The organism is Paenibacillus sp. CAA11 (assembly GCF_003060825.1).
Taxonomy (GTDB): domain Bacteria; phylum Bacillota; class Bacilli; order Paenibacillales; family Paenibacillaceae; genus Fontibacillus.
In genome coordinates this window covers 2,879,884-2,901,173 of the sequence record NZ_CP028922.1, presented here as the reverse complement: position 1 = coordinate 2,901,173, position 21,290 = coordinate 2,879,884, and the positions used below count along the sequence as shown (strand labels likewise).

Annotated in this window: 17 protein-coding genes; 14 read left to right on the top strand and 3 right to left on the bottom strand. The window is 47.2% G+C overall.

Annotated features, from left to right (window positions below):
* Positions 1-4: 4 nt before the first annotated feature.
* Complete coding sequence (locus DCC85_RS13490; protein ID WP_108466068.1) at positions 5-619, bottom strand: TVP38/TMEM64 family protein; 615 nt, start codon at positions 617-619, stop codon at positions 5-7.
* A 382-nt stretch (positions 620-1,001) separates the two neighbouring features.
* Here DCC85_RS13490 and DCC85_RS13485 point away from each other — a divergent pair, with 382 nt between their 5' ends.
* Both DCC85_RS13485 and ltrA read left to right on the top strand, forming a co-directional pair.
* Positions 1,002-1,682: a TerC family protein gene (locus tag DCC85_RS13485; protein WP_108466067.1), complete on the top strand. Its 681-nt coding sequence runs from the start codon at positions 1,002-1,004 to the stop codon at positions 1,680-1,682.
* Between the two features lie 484 nt (positions 1,683-2,166).
* On the top strand, positions 2,167-3,567 hold the full coding sequence (gene ltrA, locus DCC85_RS13480; RefSeq protein WP_108463800.1) for a group II intron reverse transcriptase/maturase: 1,401 nt from the start codon (positions 2,167-2,169) through the stop codon (positions 3,565-3,567).
* A gap of 76 nt (positions 3,568-3,643) precedes the next feature.
* Here the strand turns inward: ltrA and DCC85_RS13475 are convergent, their stop codons facing one another.
* Positions 3,644-4,468 carry an AraC family transcriptional regulator gene (locus DCC85_RS13475; protein WP_108466066.1) on the bottom strand — a complete coding sequence of 275 codons (825 nt, stop codon included), beginning with the start codon at positions 4,466-4,468 and terminating at the stop codon, positions 3,644-3,646.
* 156 nt (positions 4,469-4,624) lie between these two features.
* Between DCC85_RS13475 and DCC85_RS13470 the strand changes: the two genes are divergently transcribed.
* The 9 genes from DCC85_RS13470 (at position 4,625) to DCC85_RS13430 (ending at position 13,898) form a co-directional block, all read left to right on the top strand.
* Positions 4,625-5,722 carry a Gfo/Idh/MocA family protein gene (locus DCC85_RS13470; RefSeq protein ID WP_442789492.1) on the top strand — a complete coding sequence of 366 codons (1,098 nt, stop codon included), beginning with the start codon at positions 4,625-4,627 and terminating at the stop codon, positions 5,720-5,722.
* A 77-nt stretch (positions 5,723-5,799) separates the two neighbouring features.
* Positions 5,800-6,570: a sugar phosphate isomerase/epimerase family protein gene (locus DCC85_RS13465; RefSeq protein ID WP_108466065.1), complete on the top strand. Its 771-nt coding sequence runs from the start codon at positions 5,800-5,802 to the stop codon at positions 6,568-6,570.
* Complete coding sequence (locus tag DCC85_RS13460) at positions 6,563-7,657, top strand: Gfo/Idh/MocA family protein (RefSeq protein ID WP_108466064.1); 1,095 nt, start codon at positions 6,563-6,565, stop codon at positions 7,655-7,657. Before DCC85_RS13465 ends, DCC85_RS13460 begins: the two co-directional genes overlap by 8 nt.
* Before the next feature lie 44 nt (positions 7,658-7,701).
* Positions 7,702-8,670 (top strand): sugar phosphate isomerase/epimerase family protein, encoded by a 969-nt coding sequence (locus DCC85_RS13455; protein ID WP_108466063.1) that lies wholly within the window; start codon positions 7,702-7,704, stop codon positions 8,668-8,670.
* 233 nt (positions 8,671-8,903) lie between these two features.
* A complete protein-coding gene (locus tag DCC85_RS13450) occupies positions 8,904-9,224 on the top strand; it encodes a winged helix-turn-helix transcriptional regulator (protein WP_108466062.1) in 321 nt (106 codons plus the stop codon).
* 181 nt (positions 9,225-9,405) lie between these two features.
* Positions 9,406-10,107 carry a hypothetical protein gene (locus tag DCC85_RS13445; protein WP_108466061.1) on the top strand — a complete coding sequence of 234 codons (702 nt, stop codon included), beginning with the start codon at positions 9,406-9,408 and terminating at the stop codon, positions 10,105-10,107.
* A 206-nt stretch (positions 10,108-10,313) separates the two neighbouring features.
* Entirely contained in the window at positions 10,314-12,746 is a 2,433-nt protein-coding gene (gene nirB / locus DCC85_RS13440; protein WP_108466060.1) for a nitrite reductase large subunit NirB, read from the top strand.
* A 32-nt stretch (positions 12,747-12,778) separates the two neighbouring features.
* The gene (nirD, locus tag DCC85_RS13435) at positions 12,779-13,099 is read left to right on the top strand and encodes a nitrite reductase small subunit NirD (protein WP_108466059.1); all 321 of its coding nucleotides are present in this window, start codon (positions 12,779-12,781) and stop codon (positions 13,097-13,099) included.
* A 13-nt stretch (positions 13,100-13,112) separates the two neighbouring features.
* A complete protein-coding gene (locus DCC85_RS13430; protein ID WP_108466058.1) occupies positions 13,113-13,898 on the top strand; it encodes a formate/nitrite transporter family protein in 786 nt (261 codons plus the stop codon).
* A gap of 122 nt (positions 13,899-14,020) precedes the next feature.
* On the opposite strand, the gene DCC85_RS13425 is transcribed toward DCC85_RS13430, so the two are convergent.
* On the bottom strand, positions 14,021-14,737 hold the full coding sequence (locus DCC85_RS13425; RefSeq protein ID WP_108466057.1) for a Crp/Fnr family transcriptional regulator: 717 nt from the start codon (positions 14,735-14,737) through the stop codon (positions 14,021-14,023).
* Between the two features lie 454 nt (positions 14,738-15,191).
* Here DCC85_RS13425 and adhE point away from each other — a divergent pair, with 454 nt between their 5' ends.
* From adhE to pflA, 3 genes are all read left to right on the top strand, one after another.
* Positions 15,192-17,807: a bifunctional acetaldehyde-CoA/alcohol dehydrogenase gene (adhE, locus tag DCC85_RS13420; RefSeq protein ID WP_108466056.1), complete on the top strand. Its 2,616-nt coding sequence runs from the start codon at positions 15,192-15,194 to the stop codon at positions 17,805-17,807.
* 259 nt (positions 17,808-18,066) lie between these two features.
* Positions 18,067-20,328 (top strand): formate C-acetyltransferase, encoded by a 2,262-nt coding sequence (gene pflB / locus DCC85_RS13415; protein WP_108466055.1) that lies wholly within the window; start codon positions 18,067-18,069, stop codon positions 20,326-20,328.
* A 62-nt stretch (positions 20,329-20,390) separates the two neighbouring features.
* Positions 20,391-21,152, top strand: coding sequence for a pyruvate formate-lyase-activating protein (gene pflA / locus DCC85_RS13410; RefSeq protein WP_108466054.1), 762 nt, complete (start codon positions 20,391-20,393; stop codon positions 21,150-21,152).
* Positions 21,153-21,290 lie beyond the last annotated feature (138 nt).

The following is a 21,290-nucleotide window of genomic DNA, read 5'->3' as shown; positions in this document are numbered from 1 at the left end:
GAGGTCATTTTTTATAAAAAGGGTTCATTCTCTTATACACCCAGATCGATATGCCAAGAATCAGTAAATACACGGATAGAACACTTACAGCTAATATAGGCTGTTTGAAGAGTGAGGTCCCAAGATAGGCATATACGAAAACCCCGGGAATCTTGCCGATCAGAGAGGCCAGCATGAATATTCCAAAGGAAATGGAGGATACGCCTGCGTATAAATTGATAACCGACTGCGGAAATAACGGAATTAGGCGATAGAGAACGATAGCTTCAAAAGGGTGAGCTTCCATCCAGTTCGATAATCTCTGCAGTTTTGGATAACCGGACAGCCAGCGCTGTGCCTGCGCTTTGAAGAAGTAGGCTGCTCCTGCATAGAAGAGGGCTCCGGCCAGCGTAGAGCCTATCACGCAGATTAAGCCTCCCCACCAGGCTCCGTAAACATAGCCTAAGGCCGCTATGACAAGTTTATAAGGCATAACCGGGAACATGGCCAGCAGCGTGGCCAGCATCACCATGTATCCGATAGGGGGCTGAGAGCTCATCCAGGAGGAAAGGGCATCCCGATACAGATAAGCTGCAGCAAAAACAAGAATATAAAAGGCGGTGCCCAACCATTTTCCCATTCAGCGAGTTTTCCTTTCGTACAGATCTTAGAAGATAGTCAGTTTGATCTAAAAAATACTTCTTCCTCAGTATAGTATCTAGTCCGCAAATCTTCCAATTATGTTATTGTCATTTCGAAGAATACCATGCTATAATGAAGCCAATCAAATACGCTTTATTCCCACAAAGGGGAGTAGCTTTCTACGATAAAGTCGTCATTACGGGATAATATCCCCGGCTTTATTGGCAACCATAAACGTTGTTAGCGAGACCTTTGCCGCTGTGATCGACAGGGCAAAGGTCTTTTTTATTTATTACAAATGCGCCTTTGTCCGAGCATCCGGCAAGGCGTATTTTTTATGCAAAAGAGAGCAAGACTACATGATTAGGAGGAGAGAGCGAATGGATCTGTTTACACTCGATTTTTGGACCGTCTTATTCTCGATCATTTTGATTGACTTGGTCCTGGCGGGCGACAATGCCATTGTCATTGGGCTCGCGGCAAGAAATGTGCAGAAAGAGGATCAGAAGAAAGTCATCTTGTGGGGGACGGTAGGAGCCATATTGGTCCGTGTCATCATGACGATTTTGGTTATTCAGCTGCTGAATATTCCTGGATTAAGGTTGGTAGGCGGACTTGCACTTATCTGGATTGCTTACAAGCTGCTGCTCGATGAGAAGAAGCATGACATCAAGGCAGGTAACCAGATGTGGGCCGCTATTCGGACCATTATCATTGCAGATACGATGATGGGTCTGGACAATGTGCTTGCTGTAGCCGGGGCTGCTCATGGTGATATGGTTATGGTAATTATCGGTCTTGCGGTATCTGTACCGATCATGGTATGGGGAAGCACGATGATCCTTAAGCTGACCGAGCGTTTCCCGATTGTAATTACGATAGGCTCGGCAGTTCTCGCTTGGACAGCTGCCAAGATGCTGGTTGCAGAGCCTTTTGTCCATGATTGGTTCGCTCAAGAATGGTTGAAATATGTATTTGAAGCTGTTGTAGTTGTCTTGATTATTGGCATGGGGTTAGTGGCAAAAAGAAAACGGCAGCGCCTTGTAGGCGTCCAGCATTAAAATATGTGAAGCAGCAACAAAGCCTCGCAGCACCGATTGGTGCTGCGAGGCTTTGCTGTGTGTGCGCCCGGCATGGGCGATAACTCGGCGGTGAAAGTCCGCTACAGGCTTGGCAGTAGGAACTGTTAGCTGAAGGCAAGGGTGTCCGCCGCGAGGCGGAATCTGAAGGAAGCCGGAGGCAAACCCTCGGTCTGACGAACAGAAATCACATAGAAGGCATCATGGGACGGACGAGCTTGCACTACAAAGCAAAGTCCAATACTGCCCGAATCCCATGGTGTAAATGTGGCAGATAGATGAGGGGAAGGTTATCGCTCTTACCCGGGGAGGTCTCACAGACGACAAGTAGGAAAAAAAACCGAAAGACGGAGTAAAGCTTGCTGTGAGAAGTCAGCAGAGGCCATAGTACCCGGAAGGTTTTTTTTTCGGGGAAGGGCCGAACAATCGTAAGTCTCGAGTACATACCGAAAGGAGAGCTGACGCGATGAAAGCAGAATACCGAAAGGGCTACCTGCAAAGGGATAGCGTGGAACGCGAAGAGCATGCGGGAGTGCGGAGCGCCGGCACTCGGGAACGTAAAGAAAGAGGCGGTGCAACAGACCTGCTGGAGCAGATTCTGGACAGAGACAATCTGAACAGAGCCTACAAACAGGTCAAACGCAACCATGGAGCGCCAGGAATCGACGGAATGACCGTAGAAGACGCGCTACCCTGGCTGCAGGAACATAGAGACGAGCTGTTGCAAAAGATCCGGGAAGGCAGATACAAGCCCAGCCCAGTACGGCGCAAGGAAATTCCCAAAGCAGATGGAAGCGGAGTACGGAAGCTTGGCATACCCACGGTCGTAGACCGAGTGATTCAGCAGGCAGTCGCCCAGCAGCTCCAGCCCCTGTTCGAGCCGCTCTTCTCGGAGGGAAGCTATGGCTACCGCCCCGGTCGGAGCGCACAACAGGCCATTCGCAAGGTGAAAGACTATGCAGAACAGGGATACGGCTACGCAGTAGAAATCGACCTCTCCAAATACTTCGACACGCTGAATCATGAGCTGCTTATGCATCTTTTGCGCAAACAAATTCAGGACAGACGCGTAACCGAACTGATTAAGAGATACCTGAAAAGTGGGGTTATGGAGAACGGGGTGCACTGCAAAACAGAAGAAGGCTCCCCTCAGGGAGGCCCCCTGTCGCCGCTTCTGGCGAACATCTACCTGAACGAATTTGACCAAGAGATGAAAGGCCGCGGAGTGAACGTCATCCGCTATGCGGACGATATTGTGGTGCTTGCCAAAAGCAAACGGGCAGCGGTGCGGCTACTGGAATCCTGCGGAAAGTACCTGGAGACCAAACTGAGACTCCAGATCAATACGCAGAAAAGTAAGGTCGGTAGCGTAGTGGCTCGAAAGCACTTCAAATTTCTCGGCTTTGCCCTGGGAAAGAACAAGAACGGCATGTATATCCGTGCCCATGGACAATCCCTCGCAAAAGCGAAGAAGAAGTTGAAAGAACTCACAAGTCGCAGCCAGGGCAGAAATGTTCGCCAAGTCATGGAAAAGGTAAAAGTCTACATTCGGGGATGGATTGGTTACTACTATGTGGCCGACATGAAACGGATCCTGCAAAGCTGGAGCGAATGGTTGCGAAGACGACTGCGGATGTACATCTGGAAACAGTGGAAAAAGCCGCGAACAAAAGTACAAAACCTGCGGAAGCTGGGGATACCGGAATGGCAGGCTTACCAGTGGGGCAATTCCCGTCTCGGGTACTGGCGCATCGCCGGAAGTCCAGTGTTGTCTCGTTCCATAACAAACAAAAAGCTCGTACAGGCAGGATATTATGACTTTCCTGCGCAATACGAGCGTTTACGTAAATTGCACTTATGCGGTTGAACCGCCGTATACCGAACGGTACGTACGGTGGTGTGAGAGGTCGGCTACTCATCTAATGAATAGCCTCCTACTCGATTTAAGGTTTCATATTTTCCCGGCTGGCCAGGCGAAATTGCTTGGGGGACATACCGAATTTGGCCCGGAACACCTTGTGAAAATAGTTGTAGCTTGGGAACCCGGAGCTTTCAGCCACATGCTCCAAGGACAGCGGGCTGAACATGATGCGTTCCCTAGCCATATTCAGGCGAACCTCAAGGGCGTATTGGATAATGCTTCGTCCAAAAGTCGCTTTGAACAAATGAACGGCCCGGGATACGCTTATGCCGGCATGGGCGGCGGCGTCTTCCAGACGGAACGGCTGTGCGGCATTTTCCTCAATGAAGTGCTTGATCTGGTAGGCGAGGTAGGATCCCTGATTAGACAACGGTCGTTCGCTCAACTGACGATCTATATCGAGACATAAAATTTTCATGTAGTATTCCGAAATCTCAGGACAGGGGTTGGTGATGCGCTGCTGCTCTAATGTAATCTGGCGAAAAAGCCCAATGAACCCATCCGAGAGAGTTGTTTTGATTTTATTGGGACGCTTTCGTGCTGCCCACCATTCATCCACCCAAGGTCCGCGTAAGAAAATGAAATAATCTCCGCTGATCATACGCAAATCAGCCTTGTGATCATCGGGAGACTCGATGCGAAGCTCGTAAGGCTCTCCGGGCGCAAACAGAAGTAGATCGCCTGTCTCCACTGCCTCTATTTTATTCTCACAGCGGGTAAAAGCTTTGCCTTCGGTCTGGATCCGGATCAGATAATGATCGAGGCCAGCCAATTCGTTCATATAATACGATTTGCGATGTACAGAATAACCGGCTGCTAGAATATGTAACTCATCTGTGCGGTTCATACCAACCTCCAAAACAGTTCATAAAATAATGACCAGATTGTTCATGTTTAAATCATATTATTCATTTTGTTTTGAAGCAAATGATAATAACATAATAACTAGCTTAGGAAGCTAAGCAGGAGTTTATTCATAGTTCATCCTTGGGAGTGAATTAACTTGACGATCATGAATATAGGGCTCGTAGGATGCGGCAATATCAGTCCGGCCTACCTGAATTATTTGCAGGGAACCCAATCGGTAAGAATTGTTGCGTGTGCTGATCTGCTTCAGGAGATAGCAGAGGAACGGGCAAATCAGTATGGAATTGAAAACGTATTCACCGTAGCGGAAATGATGAAGTCCGAGAAGGTTGATCTGATCCTGAACTTGACGGTGCCTGCTTCCCATGCGGCCATTAGTCTAGAGGCGCTTGAGCATGGTAAACATGTATATTCCGAGAAGCCGCTGGCAATTTCGCTCGGTGATGGCAAAAAAATTCTAGAGCTGGCCGCCCGCAAAGGCTTAGTTGTTGGCTCTGCGCCGGATACGTTCTTGGGCTCGGGTCTGGCGACCAGCCGTCAGGCCATCCTGGAGGGCCGGATCGGGCGCCCTTTGGCGGCCTCAGCATTTATGCTTGGCGGCGGGCCGGAAAGCTGGCATCCGAATCCGGACTTCTTCTACGCCGCAGGAGGCGGACCCATGTTCGATATGGGGCCCTATTACTTGACAGCTCTCGTTCACCTATTAGGTCCTGTCATTCGGGTAAGCGGTTCCACTGGGAATTTAAAGCCGGACCGTAAGGCTATGGTGGGACCGCGAGCCGGCAGCCCGATCCTTGTGCAGACACCGACACATTATAGCGGAACGCTCGATTTTGCGGGCGGAGCGATCGGGACACTGGTGACGAGCTTTGACGTGTCGGGTGGCAGCACACTGCCTGCGATTGAGATTTATGGGACGGAAGGTACTCTGTTGGTGCCGGATCCTAATCAGTTCAGCGGTGAAGTGAAGCTGCGGCGGAGAGACTCCGAGGAATGGGAGACGCTGCCTCCGATCTTTGAAAGCCATGGAAATGAGAGGGGAAGAGGAGTAGAAGATCTGGTCCAGGCCATTGCTGAAGGGCGAGAGCCACGGGCTTCCGGGGCTTTATCCTACCACGTGCTGGAGGTGATGCATGCCTTTGGGCGGTCTTCACAAGAGGGGAGACATGTGGCGATAGAAAGCGCAGCCGAGCTGGCAGCAGTGGCTGCTAGATCCTTAAGCACAAGCCGTTGAGGTCATATTAGGGATTTGCCAGGGCAATGCCCCTGGATCCATAGATGAATTGACAATAAAAAAATGAGGTGAGGTCCATGGTTCAGGTTGGATTACAGCTTTATACAGTGAGAGAGCAGCTCGAACAAGACTTTGAAGGGACGCTGCAGCGTATCGCCGAGCTTGGTTATCAAGGCGTGGAGTTTGCAGGTTTTTACGGAAGAACAGCGGAGCAGGTTCAAGAAATTCTTCAGAAGACAGGACTGAAGGCGCTGGGAGCGCACACTCCTTACGCTCGCCTGAAGAATCATCTGGATGAAGAGATTGCCTTCAATAAGCAGATTGGCAACAGCTATTTAATTTTCCCTTATCTTGCTGAAGAGGATCGCAACCGCTGGGATGAGATCATTGAAGATATCCGCAAGATCGGGCTGAAGTGTCAGCAGCAAGAGATGACTTTGTTCTATCATAATCATGAATTTGAATTGACAAGCAGCTTGGAGGGAGAGCCGGTTCTGGATAAGATCTTTGGCAGAGTCCCGGCATCGCAGCTGCAGGTAGAGCTGGACGCCTGTTGGGTACATTACGCCGGATACGACCCCCTAGAGTACATTATGAAATATGCTGGCAGACTTCCGCTGCTCCATTTGAAGGATATGATTACACGTCCAGACGGTTCGGCGGAGACCGTGGAGCTGGGCCAGGGTGAAGTGGAAATTAAACGCATTGCAGATGCGGGAATATCGGCCGGAGTAGAGTGGCTGATCGTTGAACAGGATTTCTGCGCTAAGCCGCCTATGGAAAGTATTGAGCTTAGTATGAAGTGGTTAAGAACTTATCAGAATGAGGGAGGGCAAATTCATGTCTAGACGTTTGAAAGCTGCCATAATCGGATGCGGGGGGATTGCTAATGGCAAGCACCTGCCGAGTCTATCTAAGCAGCCTCAGGTAGATCTTATTGCTTTCTGCGATATTGTGGAGGAGCGGGCCAGCAAGGCGGCTGAAGAGTATGGCGCTGAAGGAGCCAAGGTATACACAGATTATCGGAAGCTACTTCAGGAAGTAGATGCAGATATTGTGCACGTCTGCACACCTAATGACTCACATGCGGAGATCACGGTCGCTTCTTTGGAGGCAGGGAGTCATGTGATGTGCGAGAAGCCTATGGCTAAGACGGCCGACCAGGCCCGCCAAATGCTGGAGGCGGCCAAGCGGACCGGCAAGAAGCTGACGATTGCGTATCAGAACCGCTTCCGCAGCGATAGTTTGTATCTGAAAGAGCTATGTGAGAGCGGGGAGCTGGGGGACATTTATCTCGGCAAGGCACTAGCAATTCGCCGCCGTGCTGTTCCTACATGGGGCGTGTTCCTGGATGAGGAGAAGCAGGGCGGTGGCCCATTAATTGATATCGGTACACATGCTCTGGATCTTACGTTGTGGTTAATGGATAACTATGAGCCGAAGAGCGTGACAGGTTCTGTATTCCATAAGCTGGGCGGACGCAAGGACGCAGCTAACGCCTTTGGGCCATGGGACCCTGAACAGTTTAAGGTCGAGGACTCCGCGTTCGGGTTTATTACGATGAAGAATGGGGCCACGATTATTTTGGAGTCCAGCTGGGCGCTGAATGTGCTTGAAGTGGGGGAAGCTCAGACCATTCTATGCGGTACAGAAGGCGGAGCCGACATGAAGAACGGGTTGAGGCTGAACGGAGAGAAGAACAGCCGTTTGTTCGAGACGAAGGTCGATTTGGGAACCGGTGGCGTAGCCTTTTTTGAAGGGCAAGAGGAGTCGGAAGCCTACCGTGAAGCAGAAGCTTGGGTTCAGGCTGTGCTTGAGGACAAGGAACCGCTGGTCAAACCGGAACAGGCTCTTGTTGTTACAGAGATTCTGGAAGCCATTTACCAATCAGCCAAAACCGGAGAAACCGTATATTTTGATCATGAACGTAATTGATGACTAGCTGAACGAATAGGATACAGCAAAGGGAGGAAGGAATTTTGAAGCTGGGTGTATTTATGGTGCTGTTTGGCGGACGATCCTTGGAGGAAGCGCTTGACTATGTGGCAGGACAAGGGGTACAGGCTGTGGAAATTGGCACAGGGGGGAATCCGGGGAAGGCTCACTGCAAGCCTGAGGATTTGCTCGAGAATAAGCAGGCATTGGCGGCCTTCAAGAAAGCGATTGAATCCAGGGGTCTGACGATCAGCGCTCTTAGCTGTCACGGGAATCCCCTTCATCCGCAAAAGTCTTTGGCAGAAGCGGATCATAATGATTTTGTAAAGACCGTCAAGCTGGCAGAGCAGCTTGAGGTACCTGTCGTGAATACGTTCTCGGGCTGTCCGGGCGATCATGAGCATGCCAAATATCCGAATTGGCCTGTTGCTCCATGGCCTAATGATTATCAAGAAATCCTAAAATGGCAGTGGGAGCAAAAGATTATTCCGTATTGGACCGAGTGGGGGAAATTTGCAGCAGATCATCATGTGAAAATTGGTCTTGAACTCCATGGCGGATTCTCAGTGCATACTCCTGCCACTTTGCTTCGCCTCAGAGAAGCTGCAGGAGAAGTGATTGGAGCAAATTTGGACCCAAGCCACATGTGGTGGCAGGGAATTGATCCTGTTGAGGCTGTGAAGATTCTTGGCCGACAGGGGGCTATCCATCATTTTCATGCCAAAGATACTGTTATTGACCCGATAAATGTGAATAAACACGGGCTTACGGATATGCAGTCTTACTCTCTGATGCAGGATCGGGCTTGGCAGTTCCGAACGGTAGGCTATGGTCACGATATGAAGACTTGGGCTGATATCATCAGTGCGCTGCGCCTGGTCGGCTATGATTATGTGGTTAGCATTGAGCATGAGGATGGACTCATGTCGATTGAGGAGGGATTCTCCAAAGCCGTGCGGAATTTGAAGCAGGTGCTGATCGAGGATTCTGCTGGTGAGATGTGGTGGGTCTAACCGAATATTTAAAATCATTTCATCATAAACTAGGGCGGCGGTCAGTATAGACTGCCGCCTTTATTTTACATGTTTTGTCATGAAGTGATGATTTTTCTTCTTGAAAGTTGTATAATCGGTTATTATTCAGGTTTTCAACTTGATAAAAATATGGTAAAATGATATATACTAACTTAACGTAAGCCATAGTTATGATCATTATAGTCCCGGCTTGTAAAGAGGTGAGAAAGCAAATGGAGACCAGCGATCTTAATATGTGCCCTCGCTTTGAGACAGCATTCTCGTTCCTTGGAAAGCGCTGGAACGGCCTGATTATTCAGACATTGATGAGCGGTCCAAAGCGGTTTAAGGACATTTCTAATCTTATCCCTTCGATGAGTGATAAAATGTTGTCCGAGCGGATGAAGGATCTGGAATGCGAAGGTATTCTTGTCCGCCACGTATATCCCGAAACTCCGGTTCGGATTGAATATGAGCTGACCGAAAAGGGGAAAGCTCTGCGTCCGGCAATGGAGCAAATTCAATCCTGGGCAGAGAAATGGGTTGAACTGTAATTTTAGCCCTAATCATTAATATTACCAAAGGCTCAGCGGGTAAAGCGCTTGAGCCTTTTTGTATGCCGGTAGACGGATTATTTCACCAAACCTGTTGAACATTTGTGAACAGCGACCAGGTCCGGTATGCTATAAATAACGAAATCTTTGTATAAATCTATTATAGAAACCGGGTGAGTAAATGAAATCATGGATCCGTCCCTTATTTGTCCTGTTGTTCGCAAGCTTATTGATATCAGCCTGTACTTCGAAAAAAGATGCTCTTCCCGCGACCGGGACACCAACAACCCAGGACGGGATTATGCTTATCATAGATGGTGGTAAATATACGCCTGATGTCACTCAAAGACTTCATGTGGACTTTTCTGATGGAATTACAGTAAGAGATGTTCTTGCTAGCAACGGGGCTATCCGCTTATCTGCCGATGGCAGCAAGATTGAATCGGTGAGTGAAGTGTCGCTGGATGCTGATCTTGGATGGGGAGTTCGCCTTAATGGAGAAGATATTCCCCCAGAGTCGTGGGACAAGCTGTTATCGAATAGAGATGAAGTTATGGTGCTGGTTGAGGCGCACACTAACGATGGACCTGATCGTAAGAACCATGTTGTCCTGAAGATAAACGGAGGGCTAAATTACCCCACGCTCAAGCACTATTATATAGATATGTATACAGACAGTATCTCCGTTAGACAATTGCTGCTCAATAGCGGGATTGTTCAGCTGAACGAAAGTCGTAAAAGCGTGATGTCGGTCGACGGATATATGCCGCGGGTAACAGAGCGGTGGATTGTGAAAGTCAACAATAAAAAGCTGCTTGACAGTGCGCTGGATATGCTACTAAAACCAAGCGACACTGTTGAAGTGCTGCTGGATAGAATATAGCATGTATTTACTGCCCAGGTGTAGGAATAAAACTGCACCCTGGGCATTTTTTCAAGGGGGAGAAAAAAATAATTATGACATTTTTAGTGAAATAATTCACAAATGATGTGAATCAAATCACAAACCCCCTAAAATTTTAAATGTAAACTGAAGTTAGAATTTGAGAAATAAGCTATGTACGGTTAACAAGGGAGGCTTATCTAAAAATGGAAGCATATAAAGAGAAATTAGTTGTAATAGGAAATGGCATGGCAGGCATAGGAACACTAGAACAAATCTTGAAGCTGAGCACGGCATTTGAAATTACTGTGATTGGGAGCGAACCGCATCCTAATTACAACCGAATCATGCTCTCTTATGTGCTGGAAGGCAGTAAAACAGTTGATGATATTGTGCTTAATGATTGGAATTGGTATAAGGACAACGGAATCACACTTCATACCGGCACCACGGTAGAACAGATTGACAGCAGCGCCAAAGAGGTTGTTACGAATTCTGGGATGAGAGTCCCTTATGACAAGGTGATCATTGCCACAGGCTCTAATTCGTTTATTCTGCCTATCCCCGGCAGTGATAAAGAAGGAGTGGTGGGTTTTAGAGATATTGCAGATTGTGAACAGATGCTGCTAGCAGCCAAACAATATAACAAGGCAGCGGTCATCGGAGGCGGGCTGCTGGGTCTTGAAGCGGCCAAAGGACTGGTGCAGCTGGGTATGGATGTTACCGTCGTTCACTTAATGAACGATCTGATGGAACGGCAGCTCGATTCACAGGCGGCGCTTATGCTGAAGATAGAGCTGGAGCGGCAGGGCATTAAGTTTAAGATGGGTGCTCAAACGGTTGAGCTTATGGGTGACAACAGAGTTACCGGCCTGCGGTTTGCAGACGATACAAGCCTCGATGCTGATTTTGTAGTTATGGCGGTAGGGATTAAGCCCAACGTGGCAGTAGCTAAATCCAGCGGCATTCAAGTAAATCGCGGGATTGTGGTGGACGATTATATGCGCACCTCCGCGCCAGGTGTGTATTCGGTCGGTGAATGTACGGAACACCGCGGTGTATGCTATGGCCTGGTAGCCCCGTTATTTGAGCAGGGCATGGTGCTGGCCAAACATATTTGCGGGGTAGAGACGGCTGGATATGAGGGTTCCGTAGTATCGACCAAACTGAAAATTTCGGGTGTGGATGTGTTCTCGACAGGTGAATTTATTGAAGGGCCGGAGCATGTTGTCATTTCCAGCAAAGATGAGTGGAAACGCACTTATAAGAAAATTTTGCTTAAAGATAATGTGCTCGTTGGAGCTGTCCTGTTTGGGGATGTTCAGGATTCGGCTACCTTACAAAAGCTGGTTAAGCAGGGCGAAGTGATGACAGATGAGCTCTATGATTCCCTGATGGGAACAGGCTGCTGCGGAGGCGGTGGAAAGAAACAGGCTTCCATAGAGACGATGGCCGACGATGAAATTGTCTGTGGCTGTAACGGGGTAACCAAACGCACCATTGTAGATGCGATTACAGAGCAAGGGATGACCACCGTAGACGAAATCAAAGCCTGCACCGGAGCGACGCGTTCTTGTGGCGGATGCAAGCCTGTGGTGGAGCAAATTCTGCAGTTTGTTCTCGGAGAAGGATTCCAATCTGCCGCGAAGCAGGGGATTTGCGGATGTACTTCCCTAGACCGTGACCAAATTGTAGCGGAGATTAAGGAAAAAAGATTGACGACCACCAAGGAAATTATGAATGTTCTGGAATGGCGCAATCCGGAAGGCTGCTCCAAATGCAGACCAGCACTGAATTACTATTTGGGAATGATCTATCCGGACACGCACGAGGATGAGAAGGAATCCCGCTTTGTAAATGAGCGGATGAGTGCCAATATTCAGAAGGACGGAACTTTTACCGTAGTTCCACGCATGTACGGTGGTGTAACGACTCCTGAGGATTTGAAAAAAATAGCAGATGTATCCCTGAAATATGACGTTAAAGTGGTTAAAGTTACAGGGGGACAGCGCCTCGACTTGATCGGTGTGAAGAAAGAAGATTTGCCTAAGGTATGGGAAGAGCTGGATATGCCATCCGGGTATGCTTACGCTAAATCGCTCCGGACCGTTAAAACCTGTGTCGGATCTCAATTCTGCCGCTTCGGAACTCAAGATTCCATGGGGATGGGGGCAGAGCTGGAGCGCAAGTTTGAACGCCTTGATTTCCCGGCCAAGTTCAAAATGGCGGTGAATGGATGCCCGCGCAACTGTGCGGAGTCTTGTACCAAGGATATCGGCATCGTAGGCAATGATGGCGGATGGGAGATCTTCATCGGCGGTAACGGCGGTATCAAGGCAAGACTTGCCGATTCTCTCTGCAAGGTGAAGAGTGATGAAGAGTTAGTCGAGGTGTGCGGAGCAGTTATTCAACATTACCGCGAGACCGGGAAGTATCTGGAGAGAACTTCGGAATGGGTGGAAAGATTAGGTCTTGAAGCAATTCGGGCTGCGGTTGTAGAGAACGTGGAGAACCGGAAGGCTTTGGTTGAACGGGTAGAGTTTGCCTTGGCACAGGTAGAAGACCCATGGAAGAAGATGCTGAAGGATGATGTGACGCGAGCTGCATTGTTCCAGCCTCTGCAACCAGCCAAAGCATAAGGACTAGTTGATAACGAAGGAGTGTACAGATAATGACGAACAGCAATACTTTATATCCCTTGGGCGAATTAGAGCAGTTCCTGCCACAAATCGGAAGAGTTGTAGAAGTGGAGGGGTGTCAGATTGCAGTCTTCAGAACATCGGACAGTAAAATTTTCGCTCTGGAGAACCGCAATCCCCACCCTAAGGGTGGGCCACTTGCCGAAGGGATTGTGTCAGGACATGAATTATATGATCCGCTTTATGATTGGAGAATTGATTTAGAGACGGGTCTTGTCCAGGCACCGGATGAAGGCCAGGTTAGAACCTATGAAGTCAAGATTGAAGACGGCCGGGTTTATTTAGCCGGATAATAGGGGGATTCAGGTGTATACACAAAACGTAGAGAACATTGTGGAAGCCGCAGTCAGCAAGCGCAATAAGATGAAAGAAAGCCTGCCTAGGTATATGGTATCGGCTTTGCTGGCGGGGGCCTATGTTGGACTCGGTATTATATTAATCTTTAGTCTTGGCGGTCCCTTGGCGGCGCTGAAGTCCCCAATCCAAAACCTGGTTATGGGCGCTTCCTTCGGGCTGGCACTAACGCTCGTTGTATTTGCAGGTTCTGAATTATTTACTGGGAATAATATGTTCTTTACAGCGAGCACCCTGGCTCGTCGTACTACCGTATCAGATACGATGAAAAATTGGGGGATTGTCTTCCTGGGTAACCTGCTGGGGGCTGTGCTACTCAGCCTGCTGATCGTAGGTTCCGGAATATTTAAGGCAGCGGGACCTGAGCATTTACTCTTTACAGCGGCAGCCAAGAAGATGTCTCTACCTCTAAGTGAGCTGTTCTTTCGCGGTATTCTCTGTAACTGGCTGGTTTGTCTAGCCTTGTGGATGTCCAGCCGCGCGAAGGAAGAGATTGCGAAGCTGGTACTGATCTGGTGGTGCTTGTTCGCCTTTATAGCAAGCGGTTATGAGCATAGTGTAGCCAATATGACGCTGCTCAGTCTGGCATATCTGCTGCCGAATCACCCTGAGAGCATTACGCTTGCTGGATGGCTGCATAACATGATTCCTGTCACCCTTGGCAATATCGTGGGAGGATCCTTGTTCGTAGCTACGGCCTACTGGTTTATTTCACCGGTCCGCAAGAAGCGGCCGTAAGTCTCCTTATATTTGGGGCACCTATATTGGGTGCTCTTTTTTTATTCAGTGAATTTAGCAAACAGCAAAACTCCCCTTTGGGGCACCAAGGTGCTCAAAGGGGAGTGTAGATTTATGTCTAATTAAATTCTGCAGATTTCGTTCGGGCAAAGCTCACAGTGGCAGATATCTTGCAGCATGACCAGATCCTTGATTACAATCATGCCGTTCTCATATTCCACAGCATCCTTCTTGCGAAGGTCGCTCAGCATCCGGTTCACACTTTCGCGAGTGGCTCCGATCATATTGGACAGATCGGTGTGAGTGATCTTTTTATTAATCAAGATAGTATCCCCATGCTGTTCACCATAAGTGTTGCTCAGTCTGATTAGCGTGGAGCATAGAGCGCCAGGTTTACCATACATCATCAAATCACGGAATTTAGTCTGAGTAAGCCGGTGATGGATTCCCATCCATTTCATAAAATCAATGGCAAAATCACAGTGCTGGCAGATTAGAATTTCTAAATCTTTATGCTCAATGACGCCAACTTCACAATCTTCAATGATCTCAGCCGTAAAGCTGTGCTTTGAACTGAAGAAGGGGTCTGCTTGACCTACCATATCTCCGCGTCCGTACATATATAGGATAAGTTCTTTGCCTTCATCTGTAGACTTGGTTAACTTGACACGGCCGCGCTTAATGTAAAACAGTTTATCTGAAAAGTCGCCTTCCCAGAACAGGTGAGATCCTTCAGGATAGTTTTTCTCTTTCATGGTTACGAGAAGACGGTTGAAATTTTGGTCGGAGAAACAGCTCGTATTCCCACGGGTCTCGACAGTATTTGTATATTCACTCATGATCGATTGCCCCTTTGTAATCCAAATTTTTCTGAAAATTTTAAATTAATTATATAACGGTTTTACATTTTTTTGGGGGATGAAAAGCTTAAAATCATGGCGAATTTTTAAACATTGTGACTATTTTCACTTTTGGGGCCGTTTTTAGGGCTTTAAGAGGATGGAGAGATGCCTAGGAATATAATTATAGGATTGGAGGATTAGATTTCAATCAACTAATAATGTCAGGCACCGAAATCAGACCTATAATTTTTGATTTTTAGAGATTTTTGATTAGTTTTTCAAAAAAAAAAACATTGTGAATTTTTTCACTATACAAACAGAAAAGCATATGCTATGATCAAAACGTAGAAAAAAACAAACAAGGCAACAGGTTGTAGGGTACTTTGTAACAAAGTGTTACAAAGTTCTCGAACACAAATGAATTAGACATATATTTAGGAGGATGAGAGAGATGGCCGTTAAGAATGAAGCAGCAGTTAACGTGCAGCCAACTGCCCAGGAGTACATTCAAGGTTTGATTGACAAAGGGAAGAAAGCTTCTGAAGCATTCATGAGCATGGATCAAGCTCAAATCGATGAAATTGTTCAGGCAATGGCACTTGCAGGTCTTGACAAGCATATGTACCTCGCTAAAAAAGCAATTGAAGAAACAGGCCGCGGTGTTTATGAGGATAAGATCATCAAGAATATGTTCGCTACTGAATATATCTATCATAGCATTAAGAATGATAAGACTGTAGGCGTTATTGAAGATAATCCATATGATAACTTCCAGAAGATTGCTGAGCCTGTCGGTATTATCATGGGGATTACTCCGGTAACGAACCCGACTTCAACGACAATCTTCAAAGCTCTGATAGCGATCAAGACCCGGAACCCAATCATCTTCGGCTTCCATCCATCTGCCCAAGAATGCAGCCGTGAAGCTGCCAAGATTCTGCTCGAAGCAGCCGTTAAACATGGCGCACCTGCTGATTGCATCCAATGGATCGAAGCTCCTTCCATGGATAGAACGAATGCCTTAATGAACCATCCTGATGTGGCGTTGATCCTGGCAACAGGCGGATCTGCCATGGTACGTGCAGCTTACAGCTGCGGCAAGCCAGCTCTCGGCGTTGGTCCTGGTAACGTTCCTTGCTTCATTGAGAAGAGTGCGAATCTGGATCAAGCGGTTAACGATTTAATTCTCTCCAAGACATTTGATAACGGTATGATCTGTGCTTCCGAACAAGCGGTTATTATTGAAGAACCGATCTTTGATCAAGTGAAGAAAAAAATGATCGCTAACGGATGCTACTTTGTAAATAAAGAAGAAGCTGCCAAATTGACAGCAGGCGCGATCATCGCTGATAAATGCGCGGTAAATCCGACCATTGTAGGTCAACCGGCGACTAAAATTGCTGAGCTGTGCGGAATTCAAGTTCCAGCAGGCACCAAGATTCTGGTTGCTGAAATTGATGGCGTAGGTCCTAAATTCCCGTTGTCTGCTGAGAAGCTGAGCCCTGTACTTGCTTGCTATAAAGTTAAGACTGCGGAGCAAGGGATTGATCGTGCAGCAGAAGTTGTAGCCTTTGGAGGCATGGGCCACTCCTCGGTGATCCATTCGAATAATGAAGAGATCATTCAAAAGTTCTCGGACCGCCTGCCAACTTGCCGTATTCTAGTGAACCAGCCATCCTCGCAAGGGGGCATCGGGGACATTTACAACACGAACCTGCCTTCCCTGACACTGGGCTGTGGATCGTACGGTCGTAACGCTACTTCGTCGAATGTAACTGCTGTGAACTTGATCAACGTGAAAAGGGTGAATCGTCGTACCGTGAATATGCAATGGTTCAAAGTTCCGTCGAAGATTTATTTTGAGAAGGGCGCGACTCAATATCTCGCCAAAATGCCGGATATCAGCCGTGTGCTGATCGTAACAGACCCTATGATGGTGAAGTTAGGTTATGTAGAGCGCGTCGAACATTACCTCCGCCAACGTCAAACTCCGGTAGCGATCGAGGTATTCTCGGACGTTGAACCAGATCCATCGACAACTACGGTTGAGCGCGGTACTGAGCTTATGAGCAAATTCCAGCCGGACTGCATCATTGCACTTGGTGGCGGTTCTCCAATGGATGCTGCAAAAGGCATGTGGCTGTTCTATGAATATCCGGACACTGACTTCCATAACCTCAAACAGAAGTTCATGGATATCCGCAAACGGATTTACAAATACCCGCGTCTTGGTCAAAAAGCGCAATTTGTTGCAATTCCAACAACTTCGGGTACAGGTTCGGAAGTTACTTCGTTCGCGGTAATTACAGACAAAGTTAACGGTAACACCAAATATCCGCTTGCTGATTACGAGCTCACACCAGATGTGGCCATCATTGATCCGGAATTTGTATATAGTCTGCCAAAAACAGCAGTTGCTGATACAGGGATGGACGTTCTGACTCACGCTATTGAAGCTTATGTTTCGGTAATGGCTAATGACTATACAGATGGCCTAGCAATCAAAGCGATCCAATTGGTGTTCCAGTACCTTGAAGCTTCAGCTCTTACAGGTGACAAACTTGCCCGTGAGAAGATGCACAATGCTTCGACTTTGGCAGGTATGGCCTTTGCAAATGCGTTCCTTGGCATCAACCATAGCTTGGCGCATAAATGGGGCGGTCAATACCATACAGCTCACGGTCGCACCAATGCAATTCTGATGCCGCACGTCATCCGTTATAATGCTAAGAAACCAACCAAATTTGCAGCTTGGCCTAAATACACTAACTTTGTTGCAGACCAACGTTACGCTGAAATTGCTCGGATTCTTGGGCTGCCTGCGCGCACTACGGAAGAAGGCGTGAAGAGCTTGATCAATGCTATTCGCGACATGAATCGTAAGCTGGGTATTCCTGAAACCTTCCAAGAGCTTGGCTTCGATCCAAAAGACTTCGAATCGCGTGTAGATTACCTTGCCGATCGTGCATTTGAGGACCAATGTACTACAGCGAACCCTAAATTGCCTTTAGTAACTGAACTTGCTGAAGTATATAGAGATGCATTTTACGGCAGATTTGAAGAATAAGAATACTTTGTGAAAAAGGTGACAAATATCACTCAAAAAGTGATATTTGTCACAACCATTTCAACCGCTATGGGTATAAAATAAAGCTATAAAAGATCCCCGATACAAAACGAGTAGAGTAGTAGATCAGCAAGAGAGAATAGGCTCGTTGTATCTGATATGTGAAATTTATCACAAATTTTAGGGATCTGAGGCGGAGGTCATAAATTAAACCTTCAAGCCTTCGCACTCCAAACTATATATATGGAGGGAATACAAAATGTCGGTGATTGAAAAAGAAGTTCAAAACGTACAACCAGGTTGGAGAGGCTTCAAATCAGGAAAATGGCAAAAGGAAGTTAATGTTCGTGACTTCATAGCACAGAACATTAAACCTTACCTTGGCAATGAGGATTTCCTTCAAGGTGCAACACAGAACACAAAGGATCTCTGGAAAATTGTTTCCGAGCTGAGCAAGAAAGAACGCGACGCAGGTGGCGTGTTGGATGTTGATGTAAATACGCCTTCTACAATCGTTTCCCATAAACCAGGCTATCTGGATAAAGATAAAGAACAAATCGTCGGTGTTCAAACCGATGAGCCATTCAAACGTTCTCTTCAACCATTCGGTGGAATCCGGATGATGATTGACGCTTGCAAGGCATATGGCTTCGAGGTTCCAGAAGAAATCGTGAAGATGTTTACAGATATCCGTAAAACGCATAACCAGGGTGTATTTGATGCATATACTTCTGAAATGAGAGCGGCTCGTAAAGCGGGTATTATCACAGGTCTTCCAGATGCTTACGGACGCGGCCGGATTATTGGCGACTATCGCCGGGTTGCACTGTATGGTATTGATTTCTTGGTAAACCAAAAGAAACATGAACTTAAAGACTTGGAATTAGACGTTATTGATGAAGATGTTATTCGTCTTCGCGAGGAATTATCCGAGCAAATCCGTGCTCTCGGTGAATTGAAACAAATGGCAGAAATGCACGGATATGATATTTCCAAGCCGGCTAATACAGCCAAAGAAGCGTTCCAATGGGTATACTTCGGCTACCTTGCAGCCATTAAGGAACAAAACGGTGCAGCAATGTCACTGGGTCGTGTATCCTCCTTCTTGGACGCCTATATCGAACGTGATCTTGAAGAAGGAACTTTGACAGAAGAACAAGCTCAAGAATTGGTTGATCATTTTGTCATGAAGCTGCGGATTGTTAAATTCCTGCGTACTCCGGATTACAACGACCTCTTCAGCGGTGACCCAACTTGGGTTACAGAATCCATCGGGGGGATGGCTGTTAACGGACAAACTCGCGTTACCAAGAACAGCTTCCGCTTCCTGCACACTCTGTACAACTTGGGACCAGCTCCGGAACCAAACCTGACTGTACTTTGGTCCGAACAGCTTCCTGAAGGATTTAAGAAATACTGTGCAAAAGTTTCAATTGAGACTAGTGCAATTCAATATGAAAACGATGATCTGATGCGTCCGATCTATGGGGACGATTACGGTATTGCTTGCTGTGTATCCGCTATGGAAATCGGCAAACAAATGCAGTTCTTCGGTGCTCGTGCTAACCTTGCTAAGGTTCTCCTATACGCAATCAACGGCGGTAAAGATGAGAAGTCCGGTGTTCAAGTAGGACCTGAATATCCTGCGATTACTTCCGAAGTGCTGGATTACAAGGAAGTGATGAAACGCCTGGTTCCAATGATGGAATGGCTGGCTAAACTGTATGTGAATGCTCTGAATGTAATTCACTACATGCACGATAAATATTCCTATGAACGCATTGAAATGGCGCTGCATGACCGCGATATTCTTCGCACCATGGCTTGTGGTATCGCCGGCTTATCGGTTGCTACAGACTCCCTGAGTGCTATCAAGTATGCGAAGGTTAAACCGATCCGCAACGAGAATGGCATTGCTGTTGATTTTGAAATTGAAGGTGAATTCCCTTGCTACGGTAACAATGATGACCGTGTAGACAGCATTGCGGTGGATCTGGTAGAAACCTTCATGGGCATGATCCGTAAACACAAAACTTACCGCAATTCCCTGCCAACTCAATCCATCCTGACCATCACTTCTAACGTTGTGTACGGTAAGAAAACAGGTACCACACCGGATGGACGTAAGGCTGGCGAACCTTTTGCACCAGGGGCTAACCCAATGCATGGACGCGATAAAAAAGGTGCACTTGCTTCCTTAAGTTCCGTAGCCAAATTACCATATGAACACAGCCTGGACGGTATTTCCAACACCTTCTCCATCGTGCCAAAAGCACTGGGTAAAGAACCAGAAACACGTAAGAGTAACCTGGTGTCCATGATGGACGGATACTTCGGAAGCAAGGCACATCACCTGAATGTAAACGTATTTGACCGTGAACAACTGCTCGATGCAATGGATCATCCAGAGAACTATCCTCAGCTGACAATCCGCGTATCTGGTTATGCAGTTAACTTCATTAAGTTGACTCGTGAGCAACAGCTTGATGTTATCAACCGTACCTTCCATGGATCGATGTAATATCGACCCTGACCATTTCTAATTACATTTCCTGCAGTACCCTGCAGAAAGGATGACGTAACATGATCAAAGGGCGTATACATTCATTAGAAACTTTCGGAACGGTCGATGGCCCGGGCATACGTTTCGTACTCTTCATGCAGGGCTGCTTGTTAAAATGCCAATATTGCCATAACCCGGATACATGGAATCTGGAAGGCGGCAATGAAATGACGCTGGAAGAGGTCCTTTCAGAGATTGAGCCTTACATTAATTATTACCGCTCTTCTGGGGGAGGGCTGACCGTTTCCGGCGGGGAGGCAACGCTGCAGGCTCATTTTGTCACTGAGTTGTTCCGTGAAGTAAAGAAACGCTGGAACCTTCATACCACGTTGGACACTAATGGATATAATGATGGGGATAAAATAAAGGATCTGCTTGATGTAACGGACCTAGTGATGCTGGATTTGAAGCATATTAATAATGAAAAGCATATTAAGCTGACTGGTAAACCTAATGAACGCATGTTACAGATGGCTAAGTGGCTGTCCGAGCATAATCGGCCAATGTGGATTCGCCATGTGTTTGTGCCAGGTATTCATGATGATGAGCAGGACCTTCTGGAATTGGGACGGTTTATCGGCAAACTTAATGCAGTAGAGAAATTTGAAATTCTTCCTTATCATCAGATGGGGATATACAAATGGGATGCACTGAAATGGGATTATCCTCTTAAAGGTGTACCTTCTCCGACTGAAGAAGAAATTGAACGGGCCAACCAGCTGATTCACCGGGGAATGCAGGAAGTCTCAGATCAGGCAGCATCTGCAACAATGTCACAGTAAGTAGGCAGTATATCTTTGCCCAAGCGGCTCAATCTTACATTGTAGGATTGAGCCGCTTTTTTTATTGAAGCATGCTGAAGCCACGCTAATTTTACGTTTAATGGGATAAATTCTTTTGTTTTTACATTGTTCGAAAGA

Excerpts from the sequence above, each read along its gene's own strand:
- DCC85_RS13490 (WP_108466068.1), bottom strand. The coding sequence starts at position 619 with ATGGGAAAATGGTTGGGCACCGCCTTTTATATTCTTGTTTTTGCTGCA.
- DCC85_RS13485 (WP_108466067.1), top strand. The coding sequence starts at position 1,002 with ATGGATCTGTTTACACTCGATTTTTGGACCGTCTTATTCTCGATCATT.
- ltrA (WP_108463800.1), top strand. The coding sequence starts at position 2,167 with ATGAAAGCAGAATACCGAAAGGGCTACCTGCAAAGGGATAGCGTGGAA.
- DCC85_RS13475 (WP_108466066.1), bottom strand. The coding sequence starts at position 4,468 with ATGAACCGCACAGATGAGTTACATATTCTAGCAGCCGGTTATTCTGTA.
- DCC85_RS13465 (WP_108466065.1), top strand. The coding sequence starts at position 5,800 with ATGGTTCAGGTTGGATTACAGCTTTATACAGTGAGAGAGCAGCTCGAA.
- DCC85_RS13460 (WP_108466064.1), top strand. The coding sequence starts at position 6,563 with ATGTCTAGACGTTTGAAAGCTGCCATAATCGGATGCGGGGGGATTGCT.
- DCC85_RS13450 (WP_108466062.1), top strand. The coding sequence starts at position 8,904 with ATGGAGACCAGCGATCTTAATATGTGCCCTCGCTTTGAGACAGCATTC.
- DCC85_RS13445 (WP_108466061.1), top strand. The coding sequence starts at position 9,406 with ATGAAATCATGGATCCGTCCCTTATTTGTCCTGTTGTTCGCAAGCTTA.
- nirB (WP_108466060.1), top strand. The coding sequence starts at position 10,314 with ATGGAAGCATATAAAGAGAAATTAGTTGTAATAGGAAATGGCATGGCA.
- nirD (WP_108466059.1), top strand. The coding sequence starts at position 12,779 with ATGACGAACAGCAATACTTTATATCCCTTGGGCGAATTAGAGCAGTTC.
- DCC85_RS13425 (WP_108466057.1), bottom strand. The coding sequence starts at position 14,737 with ATGAGTGAATATACAAATACTGTCGAGACCCGTGGGAATACGAGCTGT.
- adhE (WP_108466056.1), top strand. The coding sequence starts at position 15,192 with ATGGCCGTTAAGAATGAAGCAGCAGTTAACGTGCAGCCAACTGCCCAG.
- pflB (WP_108466055.1), top strand. The coding sequence starts at position 18,067 with ATGTCGGTGATTGAAAAAGAAGTTCAAAACGTACAACCAGGTTGGAGA.
- pflA (WP_108466054.1), top strand. The coding sequence starts at position 20,391 with ATGATCAAAGGGCGTATACATTCATTAGAAACTTTCGGAACGGTCGAT.